An 18282-nucleotide genomic window follows, 5' to 3' on the forward strand; every position below is an offset into this window, starting at 1 on the left:
CGGAGAAATAGCGAATTGAAGATAATTGAGATTAGTTAATTAATGAAATAGTTAATCCAATATTCCAATAAACTTCTTACAGGATAGCTTTCGCAATTCTCTTTTATAAGGCATGCAAGATTAAAGGCATCCTCTTTTTCAATTAAATTATTTTCAAATTCATCAATCAAGTTTAAAATGGAAGTTGTAATTGCCACATTATCCTGTTTTTTCATATCCTTTTGCAATATCCTGACAAATTCCTCTTTGTCGCAATCCATATTATCATAAAACTCATTGATATCCAGGGTATATCGATTTAGTCTAACCAACACATTTGATTGTGATTTTTCAGATATCCAAACCTGTTTTTTAACCGCCTTTTTAATGGATTCACAAACAGCACTTGCAATCAGCTCCCCTAATTTGGAGTGCTTTCCGGCATTTGTCAGATTATTGCCAGATTCCAGATTGGAAAATATGCACAAACCGTCGGTTCCGGTTCCAGTCGCATATCCGTTAGAGTATTGTGATGGAATCTTCAAATCATTTAATGCAACTGTTTTCGCTTCGGTTGCAGTCATGAATGCTTCAAGCAATGTTTCATATTCCAAATGGGCATTGATTAAAATTATCGTATTTATTGTGCCGAACCTGCCGTTTTCCTCATAATATGCTGCAGGATCACCCGCCCTTACTGCATTTGTCCTGACACCGGCGGTAGTCAATGCAACAACTTCAATATTTTTGAACGATTTTGTTGCAATGCTTACGTTTTTCATTCTGGCGAGAGTGGTTAAACCTGTTGAATAATTGGAATCAATATTTAATGACTCGCAATGCTGAATCATATAATCACTAACGTCATGGTTTTCCAAATAATCAATATTCTCTTGGGATAAATGATGATTGAAAACGCTTTTGAAGTTGTTTGAAAATCCTCCATTTAGCTTAGAGGTGGAAATTCCATTACGCTTAACATTAAATTTAACAAAAATAGTGTCTTTTAAGTAATATATTTCATCATTGACTGATGATTGGAAAAATAGTCTGTCTTTCATAAAAATAAAAAAAAGAAAAGAAATTAAAAAATTTCTTTAAATTTACATCATTGGAGGCATTCCGCCAGCCATGGATGGGTCCATACCCATGTCTTCTGGGCCTCTTGTGGATGCAATTACATCATCGATTCTTAAAATCATTTCAGCTGCTTCGGAAGCAGATTGGATAGCTTGTTTTTTGACACGTTTTGGTTCAATTACGCCAGCTTCTTTCATGTCTGCTACTTCACCAGTGAATACATCTAATCCCATGTAGAATGAGTCTTCTTGTGCTGCTCTTAAGTCCACTAAGGAGTCGATGCTGTCTAAACCTGCGTTTTCAGCTAAGGTTTTTGGTACGATTTCTAAAGCTTCTGCAAATGCGTTTACAGCTAATTGTTCTCTTCCGGAAATGGATTCTGCATAGTCTTTGAGTTTTTTAGCCATTGCGATTTCAGGAGCTCCTCCACCAGCAACAACTTTGTCGTCTTCTACGGTAGCTGCTACTACGCCGATTGCGTCTTCGATTGCTCTTACGATTTCGTCAACGATGTGTTTGGTACTTCCTCTTACGAATAAGGTTACGGATTTTGCACCGGAACATTCTTCTACGAAGATCATTTCTTCACCGGAGATTTTTCTTTCTTCTACGGTTCCAGCAATACCTAAGTCGTCAGCGGTTAAGTCATCTAAGTTGGTGATGACGCTAGCGCCGGTTGCTCTGGATAATTTTTCGATGTCTGATTTTTTAACTCTTCTTACTGCTAAAACACCTGCTTTGGATAAGTAGTGTTGTGCTAAGTCATCGATACCTTTTTGTGCGAATACAACGTTTGCTCCAGCATCAACGATTTTGTTGACCATGTCTTTGACCATTTTTTCTTCTTGTTCGATGAAAGCTTGCATTTGAGCAGGATCGGTAATTGTGATTTCAGCGTCCATTTCGGTTTCTTTAACTTCTAATGGAGTGTTGACTAATACGATTTTTGCGTCTTTGATTTCAGATGGCATGCCTGGGTGTACTCTTTCTTTGTCAATGATTACACCTTCAACTAAGTTGGATTCTTCAACAACAGCGCCGTCTTTTTTCTCGATTTTGATGTTGTCAGTGTCAACTGTGCCGTCTTCTTCTGCTACAGCTTCTACAGCTTCTACGATTAATTTTGCTAATGGTTCACGTGCAGCTTCGGTTCCTTTACCTGTCATAGCGGTCATAGCTACTTTGAGTAAAATTTCGGAATCGATATCGTCGATTGCGATTTGGTCTAAGATTTCTTGTGCTTTTTCTGCTGCTTTTCTGTATCCCATAGCAATGATAGTTGGGTGAATGTCAGAATCTAATAATCCTTCGGATTTTTTCAATAATTCACCAGCAATGATTACTGCAGTAGTAGTTCCGTCACCGACTTCGTCTTCTTGGGTTTTTGCTACTTCTACGAGCATTTTTGCTGCTGGATGTTCAATATCCATTTCTTTTAAGATAGTTACACCGTCGTTGGTTACTACGATGTCGCCAAGTCCGTCAACTAACATTTTGTCCATTCCTTTAGGACCTAAAGTAGTTCTAACGGTTTCAGCTAATACTTTACCAGCTAAAATGTTATTTCTTTGTGCATCTCTACCGACAGACCTGTTAGTACCTTCAGGTAAAATAAAAATTGGTTGTCCTTGTGCCATAAATAATCACCTTTTTTTAATTTTTAAATAAATAGATCAGTTTATAATATCAACATGAGTAAAATAAGTTTATAGTGTTGACAAAACCTTTCTACTTAATACATGAGTTTGAGGTTATATAAATACTTTACGGTATAAAGTAAATTCAAGTAAGAAAAAGATTCAAACGTAAAATGCGATGAAAATATATGTCAGAAATATAGAAATCAGGGACAATTATATTGAAAGTTACCTGTCAACATATAGAATTATTAATTGCAAAATCAACTAAATGAAATGTCATCTATAATATTTAGGAATGTTATTGGGATAGATAGATGTGAACACACAAATAATTAAAAAGATAAAAAAATAATTTAGGTAGAATTATCTACCCTGTTTTTTCTCCAGTCTGAAAGGTGGAGTGCTTTCTTGAGTCTCATAAGCTTCCTGCTCTTCTTGCAATTCATTGAAGAAAGCATTGATTTCTTCTAATCTTTTAATCTTATCATCTTTTCTTTGAAGCTCATTTTGAAGTCTCAAGTAATCTTCACGTGAAACTGTCTGTTCCTTCAGATAACGAAGTTCACTTTCACGGGCATTAAGCTCGGTTTGCAATTGATTTTGAAGATTTACATAATCTTCCTTAGGAATTGATCTTTCCCTTAGATATTTGATTTCACTGTCCCTTGCATCGAGTTCAGTGTCAAATCTGGTTTTAAGGGAAATGTAATCTTCTTTAGGAACTGTATTTTCCTGCAGATTAACGATTTGGCCGTCCAATGTTTTGATTTCGGAATCGAATTTGGATTGCAAATCATCATAATCCTCTTTAGGGATAGTGTCCTGTCTCAAATTATCGATTTCAGTATTCATCGCATTGAGCTCAGATTCGAATTGAGTTTGAAGGGATATATACTCATCTTTAGGAATTGTTTGCTGTTTTAAAATATTTAACTCATTATTAATCTGATCAATTTCACTTTCTTTAATGCGAATCTCATTATCCTTAAGCTCAATCTGTTTTTCAAGCTCTAAAATTTGAGCCTGGGATTCCACATCATTTTCTAATTTGATCACTTTGATTTTATATTCATCAATAGTTCTAGAAAGAGTATTAATTTGGGCTTCTTTTTCTGCAATGCTTCTGTAAGACTCATTCAATCTTTCATTTACATCAGACAACTCTTTTTTCTTATACTCACGGAGTTGTTCTGCAAAATATTCCTTAATCTCATCAAGAGAATTGTTTACATAATCAAGTTCATAAATCCTGTCTTCCTGATTTTTGATTAGAATATCCTTTTCGTCCATCTGTTTTTTCAAAAGATTTATTTCGTCTTCAGCTTTGAATTTAATAACAGAAACTTCTTTTTCCTTATCTACAATGTCTTTTTCGAGTTCTTTTATCCTTTGTGGAGTGGTATCATTTGCTCGTTCCACTTCAAGCTCAGTTAATTCATATTTTAACTGATTAAGCTCTAATAGGCAAGACCGAATTAAAGATTGTAGAGTATCTTTTTCAGCATCAATTCCTATTTCCATTCTATCCCTTAGTTAAAATTTTATCCCAATATCGATTTCAAATTATTAATTATTAATGAATTTGAAAACTCCGATATATTGTACAATATAATTCCTTGATATAAAATATTTCTTTTATACTATTTAAATTAAACCCTTAAACTAACTAAAAAATAAAACAAAAAACAAATAGAAAACAAAACGAAAAATCAGTGAAAATTAAAAAAAATAAAAAAAATAAATGGATAAAATTAGAGTATTTTATCATTTATCAATTCAGCATTCAATATTGATGCTCCAGCTGCTCCACGAATGGTGTTGTGACCAACTAATACATATTTGAAACTGTTGTCAAATGCTGCATCTTTTCTGAGCCTACCAACGGTTACAGCCATACCATTACTTGCATTTCTGTCCATTCTTGGTTGTGGTCTGTCTGATTCTTCTTTAACAATGACCGGATTTTCAGGAGCTGAGAATAAATTTAATTCTTGTGGCAAACCTTTAAAGTTTGACATTTTATCGGCCACATCCTCAATGTCAAAATTATCTGCCAATTCAATAAATACCGCTTCAGTATGACCATCAATAACAGGCACCCTATGACATGATGCGCTTAATTTGAAATCTGCATTGATTACATCATTGCCATCATATTTACCCAACAGATATAATGATTCGCTTTCCATTTTTTCTTCTTCCCCACCAATGTAAGGAACAAGATTATCAACAATAGCCATAGATGGAACGCCGTTATAACCTGCACCGGATACAGCCTGCATGGTTGACACTCTAACTGATTTAACATCAAAATTATCAACAATAGGTTTTAATGTTAAGGCAAGAGCAATTGTTGAACAGTTTGGATTGGTTACAATGAATCCATCCCAATTATTTTCCTTTTGCTGAGCATCTATCATGTCTAAACATTCAGGATTGACTTCAGGAATCACTAATGGGATGTTTTTCTTCATCCTGTGTGCGCTGGCATTACTTGCAACAACATAGTCTTTAGCATATTCCTTTTCAACAGTGAGTGCAAAATCAGCCGGAAGTGATGAAAATACAATATCCACATCATCATCCATAGCCTTAGGATCAGTTTCAATAACTTCAATGTCTTTTACAGACTCTGGCATCTCATTATTCATATACCAGGTTGTAGCATCCTCATATCTTTTACCTGCAGATCTGGAAGAAGCCGCAAGTGCAGTCACTTTAAAATCTGGATGATTTTCAAGCAATTGAATAAATCTTTGACCAACCATTCCGGTTGCGCCAAGTACTCCTACATTTACCATATTTAACACCTATTCTAATCCTAAAACATCATTCATACTGCTGACAATACCTTTTTCAGCATTTGGAATGTATCTGATAGCTCTGATTACACCTGCAATAAACACTTCTCTTGTATGTGCCTGGTGTTTGAGCTCTAATCTTTCACCATCTCCCACAAACATTACAGTGTGGTCTCCAACAATGTCTCCACCACGGATAGCATGAACACCGATTTCTTCAGGAGTTCTTTTTCCGACCAGACCGTGTCTTCCGTAAACTCCAACCTCATCAGTGTCACGGCCAAGCTCTTCAGCTATTACTTCAAAAGCAGTCATGGCGGTTCCTGATGGAGCGTCCTTTTTCTGGTTGTGGTGAGCTTCAATAATCTCAATATCAAAATCATATAATAATGGGGCCAGTTTCTTTAGGGTATTGAAGAACACGTTAACTCCAATAGCCATGTTTGATGAAATGACTGCAGGAACATTGTTGTCTTTGACATTTTTAATGTTTGATTCCATCTGTTCATCGCTGAACCCAGTAGTTCCAACAACTATGCCCACTCCACATGAGGTTGCGGTTTTGATTGTCTCAACTGCCGCATGTGCAATGGTGAAATCGACCAATACGTCAGGTTTTGCTGCCTTCAAGGTTTCTTCCAAATTTTCTGAGCCGGTAATTTCAACCCCTAACTCTTCGGTTCCAGCTTGAAGACCAGCATCCCTACCAGCCAGAGGAGTGTTTGGCATTTCAATAGCTGCAACTACTTCCATATCATCTTGTTCTGTGATTTTCCTAATAATTCCGGAGCCCATTCTTCCTGCGGCTCCAGTTACTGCTACTCTAATCATATTATTACCCGATTATATTAATTCAGAATCTTTTAATGCTTTTTTAAGAATTTCAAGATTTTCCGGTTTCATTTCAACTAAAGGTTTTCTTAATGGTCCGGATGGCAATCCCATAAGATTCATTGCAGTTTTAACAGGTACAGGATTACTTTCAATGAACAATGCCCTAATCAATTCGACCATTTCATAGTGAAGTTCCATTGCTCTTGTATAGTCATCATTCAAAACACTGTCAACCATTAAAACCATTCTTCTTGCATCAATATTTGCAGAAGCTGAAATTACACCGGTTGCACCGACTGCCATGAGAGGCAAAGTCAATGAGTCTTCACCTGAAAGGATGTTGAAGTCATCCTCAAGTCCTTCATGGGTAAGTGCTCTGTAAATGTCTGATACTTTGTCGACACTTCCACTTGCTTCTTTAACAGCGTCAATACCATCAACTTTAGCCAATTCGACAATAGTTTCGACATCCATGTTTATTCCAGTACGTGACGGTACATTGTATAGTATAAGTGGAATGTCGGCAGAATTGGCAATTGTAGTGTAATGATCAATCAAAGCATGTTGCTGTGGTTTGTTGTAATATGGAGTAATTAACAATGCAGCATCAGCACCTGCATCCAATGCATATTTAGTTAAAGAAAGTGCTTCTGAAGTTGCATTACTTCCAGTTCCAGCTATGGTTTCGACCCTTCCATTGACTTCGTCAACGAGGATGTCGATGATTCTCTGATGTTCTTCATGGTTTACTGTAGCAGATTCACCGGTGGTACCTGCACCAACCAAACCTGATACGCCCTTATCGATAAGATAGTTTATATTTGATCTAAAACCTTCTTCATCAATTTCTTTATCTTCTGTGAATGGTGTTACCATTGCAACATATGTTCCTTCAAAATTCATTCTAAAACCTCTTTAATTAATTCACGTGCTTTTTCACCATCTTCCCAGTTAACAAATAGTACAATTGCTGTTTGTGATGAAATAATCTCGACAATGTTGATTTCATTTTTTCTTAGTGGTTCTGTAATATCTGAAATTATTCCCGGAGTGTCAATAATATCAGGACTTACAAATGTAATCATTGCTGTGTCTCTTCCCAATGATAGAGAACTTAATACATCAGTTTCTACAACAACCTGATGCAATAAATGATATGCCTTGTTGGAATCTGACTTATCTACAAATGTTGTAATTGAATTCTGGCCTGCTGAAATACCGAAAATGTTAATCTCTGAATCGGCAAGGCTTCCAGATAAAGTAGCGATTAAGCCGGTTTTTTTAAGCATTGCTTCACCAACAATGGCTATAAGTGAAATAGGGTTCTTATACATAGTTACACACTTCAACATGTCTCCTTCAAAAGGGCCTACAATACGTGTTCCCTTTGAAGACAGGTCTCCATGTGCGAAATTGATAATTTTTGCAGAAATGGATGGATCTTTGTATTTTAATGCATGAGGATGCAGGACCTGCGCTCCATGAGTGGCCAAATCCCTCATTTCCTCAACTGATATCTCATCTAACAATTGAGCTTCCTCAATCTTATTAGGATCAGTTGACATTACACCTTCCACATCAGTTACAATAACAACTTCAGTTGCATCCAGGCAGTGCCCAAGCAGGAATGCTGTGACATCACTTCCACCTCTTCCGAGAGTGGTGACCTCACCGCTAGGTCCCTGTCCTAAAAATCCGCAAACAACTGGTATAATTCCTTGATTGACAAGATTCTTAATGCCTTCTACCTTTTTAGTAGTGGTATTGAAATCTATAGTTGCCTCTAAGGAATTAGAATCGGTTACAATTGGCCATAATTCATGATATGGATCAATATATTCAGACTTAACTCCTAAAGATTCAATAGTTGCTGAAAACAATCTGACACTAGTCAATTCTCCCATTGCCATTATCTCTGCCTTCTGCTTATCGGTCAAACTAGCGCCAACGGCTTGATCAGATAATACTATAAGTTCATCAGTAGTCTTGTTTACTGCTGAAACTACTACAACTATCTGATTTCCTTTCATATACTCATTTACAACGGACTGCGCCGCTTTTTTAATCCTGGAACCGTCACCAACCGAGGTTCCACCAAATTTTGCTACTATCAAATCCATTAAGTTCACCTATTTCCTAAAAACTATTCATAGAAATTTTGTTCAGAATATCAACTAAACAAAATATTCATATATATTTTTATTTAATCGTATTAATATACTTTAATTAAAAAAAATCAATTGAAATAATTTAAAAATTATAAATTAAAAAAGAAGATTTTTATAAAAAAAAGAGTAAAAAAATATGAAAAAAGCTTAGTCTTGGGTTTGTTCTAACCTTACAAGCCTTGTAACATATCCTGCAATTTTATTTCTTAAATGTTTAGTACTTACAGTAGAGTATTCTTGTACTAATTTTTTATTTTCTTCAAAATCAGTAGTGAAAACACCTTTGTGAGTTTCAATAAGTTCTTTTGCTAAACGTTTAACAAATGAAGTTCTAATATTGCCCATCAACATTCCTCCTTAAAATTTTTTTCTGCTCATTTTTACTTAAGATTGTTAGCATATCTACGATTTGATCAATAATATCAACATCAAGATCATTTTCTTGAGCCCAACTCCTGATTTTGTCATGAACAATCTTTTCACGATTCTCATCATAAATTGGCATTCCAAGATATTCTTTAGAAAAGACTATGTCACTTGCAAGAGCAGTTCTCTCAGAAATTAAATCAAATAACTCATTATCAATTTCATCAATACGCTTTCGGGATTCCTTGAGAAGTATTTCAGCTTCTTCCTCATTTTCAAAAGATAAAATTTCATTATTACTTTTCAAAAAATCACCAAATTGATAATAATATAATTTATTGGAATCATAGTATATAAACTATATGTTTATTTTTTATTTTTGACAAAAAATCTAATCAATTATAACAAACAACATCCGTCATTGTCGACGACGGTTTCGATTACTCGTCCCTCATATTTGCTCCACACATCCTGGACATCACCTGTTGAATCCACATCAACAACAGCAAAAAAAGCGGAACCAGTTCCAGACAATCCTGATGCCAATGCACCTGCCTGCAAAGCATCAATTGCAATTGAAGAATTGAATCCCAATGTAGATGCATAAATCAAACCATTCAAATTGATTGCCTTGAAATAATCTTTTTTGGATGCGAAATCGAATGCTGTTTCAACAAGTGGTGCTAAAACTTTCATTCTCTCCACATCAGAATCGCCGGATTTTGAATGGAAATTCGGCATGTATATCAAAATGTCATGTTCATCCATATTCTCATTGATGATGAATTTCCTGTTTTTATTATCGGTTACAACGACTCCGCCAAAGTATGAAGCGGTTGCATCATCAAAAGAACCTGTAATTGTAACGCCCGCATCAAGGGATGCATCAATAGCCATATTGACTACTTCCAAATCGGTCAATTGATTCAAATCAAACTCCTCGGCAATAATTTCAGAGGTGACTTTCACAATAGCATTTGATGAAGCGCTGCTGCTTGAAAGGCCTGACGCCATCGGCAAAGTGGATTTTGTCTTTAGACTGATGCCAAAGTCATCCTGATTAATATCATAATGGTCAAATACCTTCTGAACACACAAATCCATCAATTTTGTGTCCGCTCCAACATCATTGGCACATTCGATGCCATTTGAAATTGATTTTGCTTCACATTTTATGTCCAGACCTATTCCGAATGCAGATCCGAATCCTGTTGCAATCGCATTGATTATTGTTGCTGAACCTGGAGACCTGACCGTCTTTTTCATGGTTTGAGCTCCTCATATGGAATGTCAACAACAGCAAAATCCAAAGCCCTGTTTCTTGCATTCATTGACAGGACAAGCCTTAAGTTTTCATCATTGACAAGCCTATCGACTGCCATAGCTATTGATGAGATCTTAGTTGGATTGACCAGCAGGCCAACATCATCGTTGATAATTTCGGTGATACCGCCAACATCACTTCCGATAACCGGTTTTCCACAGGCCAATGCCTCAATCAAAACCAAACCGAAACTTTCCGAAAAGGACGGCAGAATCAATACGTCACAGCTTGGAATGATATCCTCCACATCATCCCGAGCCCCTGTAAATATCACGTCACGAATGTTTTCCTCTTCAACTTTCTTTCTGAGCTTCTTAAATAACGGGCCGTCACCAACAATCACCAGATAGTAGTCACTGTTTGCGACTTTTTTGGCTTCAAGAAGAGAGTCGACATTTTTCCTTTTAATCAAGTTACCTACAAAAAGAACAATAGGCTTATCTGTAAGCCTGTACTCCCGTTTAAATGAATCGTTAGGTTTTGTTGAAAATTTATTGATGTCAACGGAGTTCCATGAAAGTTTGGTTTTGTTGGATATTCCCACAACACCTGTTGCAATTATTTCATGCCTTAAGGCATTACTCACTGCAAATACTCCATCGGCATCTTCCAATACCTTTCTGATGGATGAACGCATGAATGATTGATTCTTATACAATTCAAACATGTCTGAACCGTGTGCAGTCACATATGTCTTGATTCCATGTTCCTTTCCGACCTCAACGGCAGCGGCTCCTGCAGGGAACAGGTAATGACCATGAATAATGTCAATGTCTTCCTTTTCTATAAGCTTGTTCAATGCCTTTTTAGCATTTTTCTTAAACATCAGTCCTCTAACGCCTTTAATGCTAAGGCCCTTTGTTGGAATGACATGAATTCCATCAATATCTCTGATTTCCTTGTGAGGATAAGTTATCACATAAACTTCATGACCCATCTCAACCAATTTTTTTGATAAGGTATGAATATGAACACCAACTCCGCCGACATGAGGCGGGAACTGACCAACCATAGCTATTTTCATAAAATAAAACTCCGAACTTCAATTAATATTATATAATGAAATGATTATTTAAATAATTATATAATTTTTCCACTCTTATTACAAGACCGGTTCTTAAAAATCCATATTATCGTTTAAAAAATTTCCTTCCATATCCACCAGGAACACATTCAAATCCAAATCAAAGCGTTGCTTGCATCTGTCTTTAATCGCATTTGCAATGCTGTTTGAAACCTCAACTGAAACATCAAGTTCATTTAGGATATCCATCATGTCATCGGTTGTTTTGGAATCAAACAATCTCTGAAGGTCTTCCTGACCAACACCACAAATTCCTGCATGGGCAACCATTATCTCACGCCTGCCGTCGGCAACGGCATGTTTGGTGTTGAAGATTCCGCCTGCAACCTTGATCAGTTTGCCCATATGGCCAAAGAATGTGAATTCGGTTATTCCCCTTTTTTCAGCCTCTTCAAACATGAAACCGACATAATTTCCGGTCTGAACTATCTGTTCCTTGTCAACATTCAATTTCTTCAAGGCTAATTTTTCGCCGATGTTTCCAGGAACGAAAACCAGATTATCAATGTTTGAAGCAAGGGCAACATCCAATTGAGTGACAATGGAATTCTTGTAGGCTTCGCTGGACATTGATCTTGCAATGCCTGTGGTTCCCAAAATGGATATTCCTCCAACGATGCCCAACTTAGGGTTCATTGTCTTTTTGGCTATCTTTTCACCTTCAGGAATGGAAATGGTGACCTTTGCAGCTTTGCCTTTAGGTATTTTATCCTTCAAGTTTTCCAAAATCATGCGACGGGGAACAGGATTTATTGCATAATCCCCCACAGGAATCTGAAGGCCAGGCTTTGTGATTTTGCCAACTCCCTCACCGCCGGTAATGATAACATCATCCTCGCCAGCTTTATCAAATATCTCGACAGTTGACACAATCGCCAAGTCCACAGTAACGTCAGGATCATTATATGGGTTTTTATGAGCTACAGCATAGGCTTTGGTTGGCGAAATCCTCTTGCATTCGTCAATGATGATGTCCAAAGTCTTCTTGGGAGTTTCGACCTTAACGCATGCGATATCGGAAGTGTCCAAAATTGCATCCAAAGCGGCCAGGGAACAGGCGGTAGCTATTGTTCCGGTTGTAACGCCCATATAATTATCATTAGTCATTTTAAAAATAAAAAAAGAGAGAATCTATAATTTAGATTCAAGTGCGTCAATCAATTCGTCTTCAGAAGGAGCGCCTACGAAGGTTACTTCACCATCAATTACAATTGTAGGAACTGCCATGATTTGATAATCAACTGCTCTTTGTCTGTATTCTGGGTGTTCAGGATCATCGATTTTAATTGCTTCAACTTCAATCGCTTCACCTAATTTATCTTTAGCTTTTTCTGCCGCATCAATAGCAGCTGGGCAGTGTGGACAGGTACTAGTTGAAAATACTTCTACTTTAATTGCCATAATTTATGTCTCCTTAAATAAGTTGATTTGTAAATATTTTATAAATTAGTTATATATAATTGTTACCCAAATACTTTTCAAATGCTCTCTGGAAATATTTAATATATATTAAGAAAATAAAAATTAAATGATTAAAATGGAAAATTTAAGAGACGACATCAAAACAATAATCAATAGTGCTTATCCTTACATTGAAGAGTTCAATCCTGCTCAAAAAGCCGTGATTGAATCCGGTTATCTGAAAGACAAATCAAATTATATTATCTGCATTCCAACTGCAAGTGGTAAAACCGTTCTGGGAGTGTTGCCCGCCCTGAAAACAATACTTGATGGCGGAAAAGCGGTCTATGCAGCACCACTTCTTTCAATTCAAAACGAAAAAGTTAAAGAGTTCAAGGCTTTTGAGGAACATGGAATCAGCGTTGGAAAGCATCCTGCAAGTTCCGATTTGTCAGTCATGGTTTTTGAATCATTCGATGCACTAACAAGATTTTCCTGGAACACCCTGAGGGATGTTGACACATTAATAATTGATGAGTTCCATATGATTGGGGAATTCACAAGAGGCCCTACCCTTGAAGCTGCAATAACAAGGGCAAAGATCATAAATCCTTCAATGAGAATAATCGCGCTATCCGCCACCTTAAGGAATATTGAAGAAATCGAAGGATGGCTTGAAGGAAAATGCGTTGAGCATGACTACAGGCCTGTGCCACTTCATAAGGAGGTATTGGATGCGGAAATGTTCAATACGAAAAACAAGAACGATGTCATTGTAAAGGTATTGGAAAAATCAATCAAAGACTCATCACAGGCATTGGCTTTTGTTTCAACCAGAAGATTTACTGAAAGCCTTGCAACATATGTTTCCAAAAAGATTGACAAAAAAATTAATGTAAAGCAAAGGGAAAGCTTTAAAGAGGTTGCAGAAAAAATACTTGACGTTCCAAAAAGAAAGGGTTCACTTCCAACAACAACCTGCCTCAAATTGGCCGAAAGCATAGAGCATGGAGTGGCATTCCACCATGCAGGCCTTTTCAATGAACAGAAGGAAATTATTGAAGACGAATTCAGAAACGGGAACATTTTGATGATTACCGCAACTCCAAGCCTTATGTATGGAGTCAACCTGCCTTCAAAGACCGTTGTCATAAGGGACAATACCAGATGGACTGCACAGGGCCCTCAGCCGATTCCTGTCTTTGATTATGAGCAGATGTCAGGAAGAGCAGGAAGGCCGCAGTACGATGATGTGGGATACTCCTATCTGATTGCTAAAACCATGGATGAAGCCATGAATCTGGAGGCATACTATATCGAAGGCGAAATTGAACTGACCAATTCAAAGCTTGTTGACAATAAGGACGCAATCCTAAAACAGATTATTGCCCAAATCGCATCAACGCTTTCCAAAAATTTGGATGAACTGACTGAATTTTTCTCAAAAACATTATACGGATACCAAATGGCAAACAATCCTTCAATGGCGATGTTCGCTGCAGACAGCATAAGATATGAACTTGAGAATTCACTGGAATTCCTACTTCAAAATGGAATAATCAGAGCGACCCCTGAAGGATTAAAAACAACTGATTTCGGAAGCCTGATAGCCAAATCTAACTATTCAGTCGAAACTGCGGTTAAAATCAAGGAATACATTTCAGGAATCACAGAAATCAATGTCAATGAATTCATTTATGCATTATGTGAAACACCGGACGTGCCTCTTATTTCATTCAAGGGCAGAAAATCAAAAGATCCTGTTCGTGACAAATTATCAGAAGCAGGTCTCTTTGCAGTCGATATCGGCAACCCAGAAGCAACTGCAGTATCCCTGATGGAGTGGATTGATGAGAGAAACGAATATGAGATTGAAAACAGATACAGCGTATACTCCGCTTCCACCAGAAGGTCCGCTTATGAAGCATCACGCCTGGTCAAATTTGCAAAGGATACATCAGAAGTTTTAGGCAACTATTCCAACTTAAAAGACTTCGATATCCTATCAGCCAGATTATATTATGGCGTTAAAGAAGACATCATTCCATTGGTCATCAGCGTTAAACGACTTGGAAGAAAAAGAGCAAGAAATCTGGTCAATATCTTTGGAAATGATTTGAGTGGTGTTTCTGAAAATGAGTTACAAAAAGTAGAAGGAATCGGTCCTAAGTTAGCCGAAAAAATAAGATTGTTCGCAAATAATTAAAAAGGTGGGATTTAACCTCCACCTTCTGCGACACTGGAATCCATCTGCATGTCTTCCAATGCATTTGCTTTTTCTTTCATTGCTTCGATGTCAAGGTCCTGATTGTCCCTATCATCATATAGGGTGGATTTTTTAATATCCTTATCATCAAGCAATTCAACTAAATTAGAACGATACCATAATTCGGTTTTATCGAGTTTTACCCATTCCATGCCATCCTGTGTTTTAACATCCAGCACTTCGCCGATTGTTCCGGTATCCACATATCTGACATAGGAACCAAGAGCAATTTCTAATCCTCTTGCATCAAAAACCATTTTAATACCTATCTATTCTTCATCGTCTTCAATTTCTATTTCGACGGTTTCAGCTTCTTCAACTTCTTCTTCTTTGGTGATTTCTTTGTTTAAGATAATGTATGCACCGATAGTTGCAATATCTTCAAAAGCGATTTCAAGTTCGTCTTTGGAGAAGATATTTTTTTGTAAAGTTAAAGTAATAGTTTCGATTTTACCAGTTTCAGTGTCAAAATCAACATTTTCAACTTTACCGACTACATTTGCATTTTTATCTAAAACGGTTGATCCGATAAATTCTCTAATTTGCATTTTTTCACCTTCATAAATTTTTTATTAATATATATTTTATTTCATTAAGTATTTAAATAACACCAATATATAAAGTTAACTATTGTAGTTATGGTGAAAACAATGGAAAAAGCATGCAGAATTATAATTGATGACATTCTTGATGGCAAGATTACAACCCGAAGGGAACTTGAAGTCGAAAAAAGGCAGCTGTGCCGTGACTTGAAGCTGTCCAAGTTCATGAGCAATGCGGATATTCTAGAATATGCCAAGCCTGAAGAAAAGGAAATTGTTTCTGGAATCCTGAAGAAAAAGCCTACCAGAACAATGTCTGGCGTTGCAATTGTTGCAGTCATGTGTCATCCCCACAAATGTCCACATGGAAGATGTTTCTATTGTCCTGAAAGCGATATTGCCCCTCCAAGCTATACTGGTGAAGAGCCTGCAGCACTCAGGGGAAGAATGTATGAATACCACCCTTATGTCCAGTGTTTCAACAGATTGAAGCAGCTTAAAAAAATCGGCCATCCAATCGATAAGGTCGAATTGATCATCATGGGTGGAACTTTCCCTTCAAGGGACTTATGCTATCAGCAATGGTTCGTATCACAATGCCTGAAGGCAATGTGTGATTTCGGATTGATAATGGAAAACAAACCGACCAATTATGATTATAACCTTGACTATGAGGAAATAAGATCCTTTGAAAAAGGAGTGTTGAAGACTTACCCTCCAAACGACTATGTGCTGATTGATGAAGCGCAAAGGGTCAATGAAAATTCAAAAGTCCGATGCGTCGGAATGACCTTTGAGACACGTCCTGATTACTGTAAAAAAGAACATATAAATCGAATGCTTGATTTTGGTGTTACAAGAGTTGAACTTGGCGTTCAAACATTGTCAGATGACCTATACATAAAAATCAAACGTGGACATACAATAGCAGATGTTGTTGAAGCAAATCAGCTTCTAAGAGATTCCGCCGTTAAGGTGGCCATGCACATGATGCCTGGACTCTTCTCAGACCAAAGCCAGGATTTGAAAATGTTCAGGCAACTGTTCAGCGACGACAATTTCAAGCCGGACATGCTTAAAATCTATCCATGCCTTGTCACTAAGGGAAGCGAACTATATGACTTATGGCAAAGCGGAGGATATGAACCTTATAATGACGATGAGGCTGTCGAACTCATTACCAAAGTTAAAGCGATTCTTCCAAAATGGGTCAGAACCATGAGAATACAAAGGGACATTCCTTCAACTCTTATTGAAGCTGGAGTGAAGAAATCAAACCTTGGAGAACTTGTTTACAACAACCTCGAAAAGGAACATATCGATTGCCAGTGCATCCGTTGCCGTGAAATCGGCCATAAGAAAACATCAAGGGAATATACCTTGGATGACTTTGAACTGTTCAGCGAAAACTATACCGCATGCAATGGCCAGGAATATTTCCTTTCGATTGAAGACATTAATGAGGAAAGCATTGCCGGATTCATAAGGCTGAGACTGCCTTCCAGAAATCATTTCAGAGAGGAAATTACCGACACCACCGCATTAATCCGTGAATTGCATGTCTATGGAAACATGATTAAAATAGGCGGTAAAAATCCAAAAATAGGCCAACATACCGGATTTGGTGAAAGACTCCTGAAAGAAGCTGAAAACATTGCCATCGATAACGGCAAGGAGGAAATGGCAATCATCAGCGGAATAGGCACCAGAAACTATTATCGCAAATTCGGCTATGAAAAAGTTGGGCCTTACATGATGAAGAAATTGACATGAAAATATTTAAATATAATGTTCGTACATATACTAACTAATTGAGAGAGTGATATTATGGTCTATAATATAAAAAATTCAAAACAATTGGCAAGCCTAATTAATTACACTAATTTAAATAATATGATTTCTGAAAGTGAAATGAAGGAATTTCTCGAAAAAGCAAAAGAATTGAACTTCCATTCAGTCGTCATATCCCCAACCTATGTACCATTAGCTAAAGAAATATTGGCTGACAGCGACATCAAGGTTGGAAGTGTAGTTGGATTTCCTCTAGGTTTTGATGACACCGAAAGTAAAATCGCAGCAACTCAAGAACTGATTAAAAAAGGAGCAGACGAAATCGAAGTGGTAATCAATTTAAGCTACCTGAAAGATGAAAAATATGATCTGCTTGAAAATGAGATAAAGCAAATCAAGGAAGTGATGGGAGACAAGATTTTAAAAGTCATCATGGAAACCAAAGCTCTTGAAGACTATCAAAAGGCAAACGCTGCAAAAGTTGCTGAAAACTCAGGAGCAGACTTCATTAAAAATTCAACAGGATTCGTAAGCCCAAATCACATCTTTGAAAATGTCAATGATATAAATATCATCCAAAAATATGCTCCAAAAATCAAAATCGAAATCTGTGGAGGCATAAACGAATATAAATTTGCAAACCAGATATTGACCGGTGGAGCAGATTTAATCGGCAGTGACAACGGTTATGAAATCGTTAAGGCATACAAAGATTTAAGAGAAAACACACAGGTAAAACCAAAACCGATCACATTATAACAAAGATTAGATTAAAAAAAAATCCATCACCTCTTAATCTATCTTAAAAACTATTTTTAGAATTGAATTTTTAAAATACTGAATAATATCTAAAGATTGAGAAAAATAAGTTAAAAATTAAATGCCATGGGCCGGACTTGAACCAGCGACATCTAGATCTTCAGTCTAGCGTTCTCCCATCTGAACTACCATGGCATATGGACCGAACGAGATTCGAACTCGTGATCTCCTCCACGTCAAAGAGGAA

At 36.9% G+C, this 18282-nt stretch carries 18 protein-coding genes and 1 tRNA gene; 3 read left to right on the plus strand and 16 right to left on the minus strand.

Annotated elements, in window-relative coordinates:
* Positions 1-35: 35 nt before the first annotated feature.
* From E7Z79_RS04140 to E7Z79_RS04200, 13 genes are all read right to left on the minus strand, one after another.
* Positions 36-1040, minus strand: a complete 1005-nt coding sequence (locus tag E7Z79_RS04140) for an adenosylcobinamide amidohydrolase (RefSeq protein WP_303738713.1) — start codon at positions 1038-1040, stop codon at positions 36-38.
* A 42-nt stretch (positions 1041-1082) separates the two neighbouring features.
* A complete protein-coding gene (gene thsA / locus E7Z79_RS04145; RefSeq protein WP_303738714.1) occupies positions 1083-2696 on the minus strand; it encodes a thermosome subunit alpha in 1614 nt (537 codons plus the stop codon).
* Between the two features lie 366 nt (positions 2697-3062).
* Positions 3063-4220 carry a glycosyl transferase gene (locus tag E7Z79_RS04150; protein WP_303738715.1) on the minus strand — a complete coding sequence of 386 codons (1158 nt, stop codon included), beginning with the start codon at positions 4218-4220 and terminating at the stop codon, positions 3063-3065.
* Between the two features lie 230 nt (positions 4221-4450).
* Positions 4451-5500, minus strand: a complete 1050-nt coding sequence (gene asd, locus E7Z79_RS04155; RefSeq protein WP_303738716.1) for an aspartate-semialdehyde dehydrogenase — start codon at positions 5498-5500, stop codon at positions 4451-4453.
* Positions 5501-5509: 9 nt separating this feature from the next.
* Positions 5510-6331, minus strand: a complete 822-nt coding sequence (gene dapB, locus E7Z79_RS04160) for a 4-hydroxy-tetrahydrodipicolinate reductase (protein ID WP_303738717.1) — start codon at positions 6329-6331, stop codon at positions 5510-5512.
* A gap of 12 nt (positions 6332-6343) precedes the next feature.
* A complete protein-coding gene (gene dapA, locus E7Z79_RS04165) occupies positions 6344-7237 on the minus strand; it encodes a 4-hydroxy-tetrahydrodipicolinate synthase (protein ID WP_303738718.1) in 894 nt (297 codons plus the stop codon).
* Positions 7234-8454 (minus strand): aspartate kinase, encoded by a 1221-nt coding sequence (locus E7Z79_RS04170; protein WP_303738719.1) that lies wholly within the window; start codon positions 8452-8454, stop codon positions 7234-7236. The genes dapA and E7Z79_RS04170 overlap by 4 nt, the downstream gene beginning before the upstream one ends.
* A gap of 195 nt (positions 8455-8649) precedes the next feature.
* Positions 8650-8847: a 30S ribosomal protein S17e gene (locus tag E7Z79_RS04175; RefSeq protein ID WP_287411096.1), complete on the minus strand. Its 198-nt coding sequence runs from the start codon at positions 8845-8847 to the stop codon at positions 8650-8652.
* Positions 8834-9175 (minus strand): chorismate mutase, encoded by a 342-nt coding sequence (locus E7Z79_RS04180; RefSeq protein WP_303738720.1) that lies wholly within the window; start codon positions 9173-9175, stop codon positions 8834-8836. Before E7Z79_RS04180 ends, E7Z79_RS04175 begins: the two co-directional genes overlap by 14 nt.
* Positions 9176-9267: 92 nt before the next feature.
* On the minus strand, positions 9268-10134 hold the full coding sequence (locus E7Z79_RS04185; RefSeq protein WP_303738721.1) for a shikimate kinase: 867 nt from the start codon (positions 10132-10134) through the stop codon (positions 9268-9270).
* The gene (locus E7Z79_RS04190; protein ID WP_303738722.1) at positions 10131-11216 is read right to left on the minus strand and encodes a glycosyltransferase family 4 protein; all 1086 of its coding nucleotides are present in this window, start codon (positions 11214-11216) and stop codon (positions 10131-10133) included. The genes E7Z79_RS04185 and E7Z79_RS04190 overlap by 4 nt, the downstream gene beginning before the upstream one ends.
* Before the next feature lie 93 nt (positions 11217-11309).
* Positions 11310-12383, minus strand: coding sequence for a cobalt-precorrin-5B (C(1))-methyltransferase CbiD (cbiD, locus tag E7Z79_RS04195; RefSeq protein ID WP_303738723.1), 1074 nt, complete (start codon positions 12381-12383; stop codon positions 11310-11312).
* A gap of 24 nt (positions 12384-12407) precedes the next feature.
* Complete coding sequence (locus tag E7Z79_RS04200) at positions 12408-12677, minus strand: thioredoxin family protein (protein ID WP_303738724.1); 270 nt, start codon at positions 12675-12677, stop codon at positions 12408-12410.
* 127 nt (positions 12678-12804) lie between these two features.
* Here E7Z79_RS04200 and E7Z79_RS04205 point away from each other — a divergent pair, with 127 nt between their 5' ends.
* Positions 12805-14883: a DEAD/DEAH box helicase gene (locus E7Z79_RS04205; protein WP_303738725.1), complete on the plus strand. Its 2079-nt coding sequence runs from the start codon at positions 12805-12807 to the stop codon at positions 14881-14883.
* Between the two features lie 11 nt (positions 14884-14894).
* On the opposite strand, the gene E7Z79_RS04210 is transcribed toward E7Z79_RS04205, so the two are convergent.
* The gene (locus E7Z79_RS04210) at positions 14895-15200 is read right to left on the minus strand and encodes a DUF2098 domain-containing protein (RefSeq protein ID WP_303738726.1); all 306 of its coding nucleotides are present in this window, start codon (positions 15198-15200) and stop codon (positions 14895-14897) included.
* Between the two features lie 12 nt (positions 15201-15212).
* Positions 15213-15491 carry a PRC-barrel domain-containing protein gene (locus E7Z79_RS04215; RefSeq protein WP_303738727.1) on the minus strand — a complete coding sequence of 93 codons (279 nt, stop codon included), beginning with the start codon at positions 15489-15491 and terminating at the stop codon, positions 15213-15215.
* Between the two features lie 102 nt (positions 15492-15593).
* Here E7Z79_RS04215 and E7Z79_RS04220 point away from each other — a divergent pair, with 102 nt between their 5' ends.
* Both E7Z79_RS04220 and deoC read left to right on the plus strand, forming a co-directional pair.
* On the plus strand, positions 15594-17258 hold the full coding sequence (locus E7Z79_RS04220) for a tRNA uridine(34) 5-carboxymethylaminomethyl modification radical SAM/GNAT enzyme Elp3 (RefSeq protein WP_303738728.1): 1665 nt from the start codon (positions 15594-15596) through the stop codon (positions 17256-17258).
* 54 nt (positions 17259-17312) lie between these two features.
* Entirely contained in the window at positions 17313-18035 is a 723-nt protein-coding gene (deoC, locus tag E7Z79_RS04225) for a deoxyribose-phosphate aldolase (protein ID WP_303738729.1), read from the plus strand.
* Positions 18036-18157: 122 nt separating this feature from the next.
* Here the strand turns inward: deoC and E7Z79_RS04230 are convergent.
* Positions 18158-18230, minus strand: a tRNA-Phe gene (locus tag E7Z79_RS04230).
* Between the last annotated feature and the right edge of the window lie 52 nt (positions 18231-18282).

The organism is Methanobrevibacter thaueri, assembly GCF_015062905.1.
GTDB classification, from domain to species: domain Archaea; phylum Methanobacteriota; class Methanobacteria; order Methanobacteriales; family Methanobacteriaceae; genus Methanocatella; species Methanocatella thaueri_A.

What these genes read in the sequence shown, in the direction of transcription:
- E7Z79_RS04150 (WP_303738715.1), bottom strand. Translation starts at nt 4,220, where the DNA reads ATGGAAATAGGAATTGATGCTGAAAAAGATACTCTACAATCTTTAATT.
- dapB (WP_303738717.1), bottom strand. Translation starts at nt 6,331, where the DNA reads ATGATTAGAGTAGCAGTAACTGGAGCCGCAGGAAGAATGGGCTCCGGA.
- E7Z79_RS04175 (WP_287411096.1), bottom strand. Translation starts at nt 8,847, where the DNA reads ATGGGCAATATTAGAACTTCATTTGTTAAACGTTTAGCAAAAGAACTT.
- E7Z79_RS04215 (WP_303738727.1), bottom strand. Translation starts at nt 15,491, where the DNA reads ATGCAAATTAGAGAATTTATCGGATCAACCGTTTTAGATAAAAATGCA.
- E7Z79_RS04220 (WP_303738728.1), top strand. Translation starts at nt 15,594, where the DNA reads ATGGAAAAAGCATGCAGAATTATAATTGATGACATTCTTGATGGCAAG.
- cbiD (WP_303738723.1), bottom strand. Translation starts at nt 12,383, where the DNA reads ATGACTAATGATAATTATATGGGCGTTACAACCGGAACAATAGCTACC.
- thsA (WP_303738714.1), bottom strand. Translation starts at nt 2,696, where the DNA reads ATGGCACAAGGACAACCAATTTTTATTTTACCTGAAGGTACTAACAGG.
- E7Z79_RS04140 (WP_303738713.1), bottom strand. Translation starts at nt 1,040, where the DNA reads ATGAAAGACAGACTATTTTTCCAATCATCAGTCAATGATGAAATATAT.
- E7Z79_RS04205 (WP_303738725.1), top strand. Translation starts at nt 12,805, where the DNA reads ATGATTAAAATGGAAAATTTAAGAGACGACATCAAAACAATAATCAAT.
- E7Z79_RS04185 (WP_303738721.1), bottom strand. Translation starts at nt 10,134, where the DNA reads ATGAAAAAGACGGTCAGGTCTCCAGGTTCAGCAACAATAATCAATGCG.
- E7Z79_RS04200 (WP_303738724.1), bottom strand. Translation starts at nt 12,677, where the DNA reads ATGGCAATTAAAGTAGAAGTATTTTCAACTAGTACCTGTCCACACTGC.
- E7Z79_RS04210 (WP_303738726.1), bottom strand. Translation starts at nt 15,200, where the DNA reads ATGGTTTTTGATGCAAGAGGATTAGAAATTGCTCTTGGTTCCTATGTC.
- E7Z79_RS04190 (WP_303738722.1), bottom strand. Translation starts at nt 11,216, where the DNA reads ATGAAAATAGCTATGGTTGGTCAGTTCCCGCCTCATGTCGGCGGAGTT.
- asd (WP_303738716.1), bottom strand. Translation starts at nt 5,500, where the DNA reads ATGGTAAATGTAGGAGTACTTGGCGCAACCGGAATGGTTGGTCAAAGA.
- dapA (WP_303738718.1), bottom strand. Translation starts at nt 7,237, where the DNA reads ATGAATTTTGAAGGAACATATGTTGCAATGGTAACACCATTCACAGAA.
- E7Z79_RS04170 (WP_303738719.1), bottom strand. Translation starts at nt 8,454, where the DNA reads ATGGATTTGATAGTAGCAAAATTTGGTGGAACCTCGGTTGGTGACGGT.
- deoC (WP_303738729.1), top strand. Translation starts at nt 17,313, where the DNA reads ATGGTCTATAATATAAAAAATTCAAAACAATTGGCAAGCCTAATTAAT.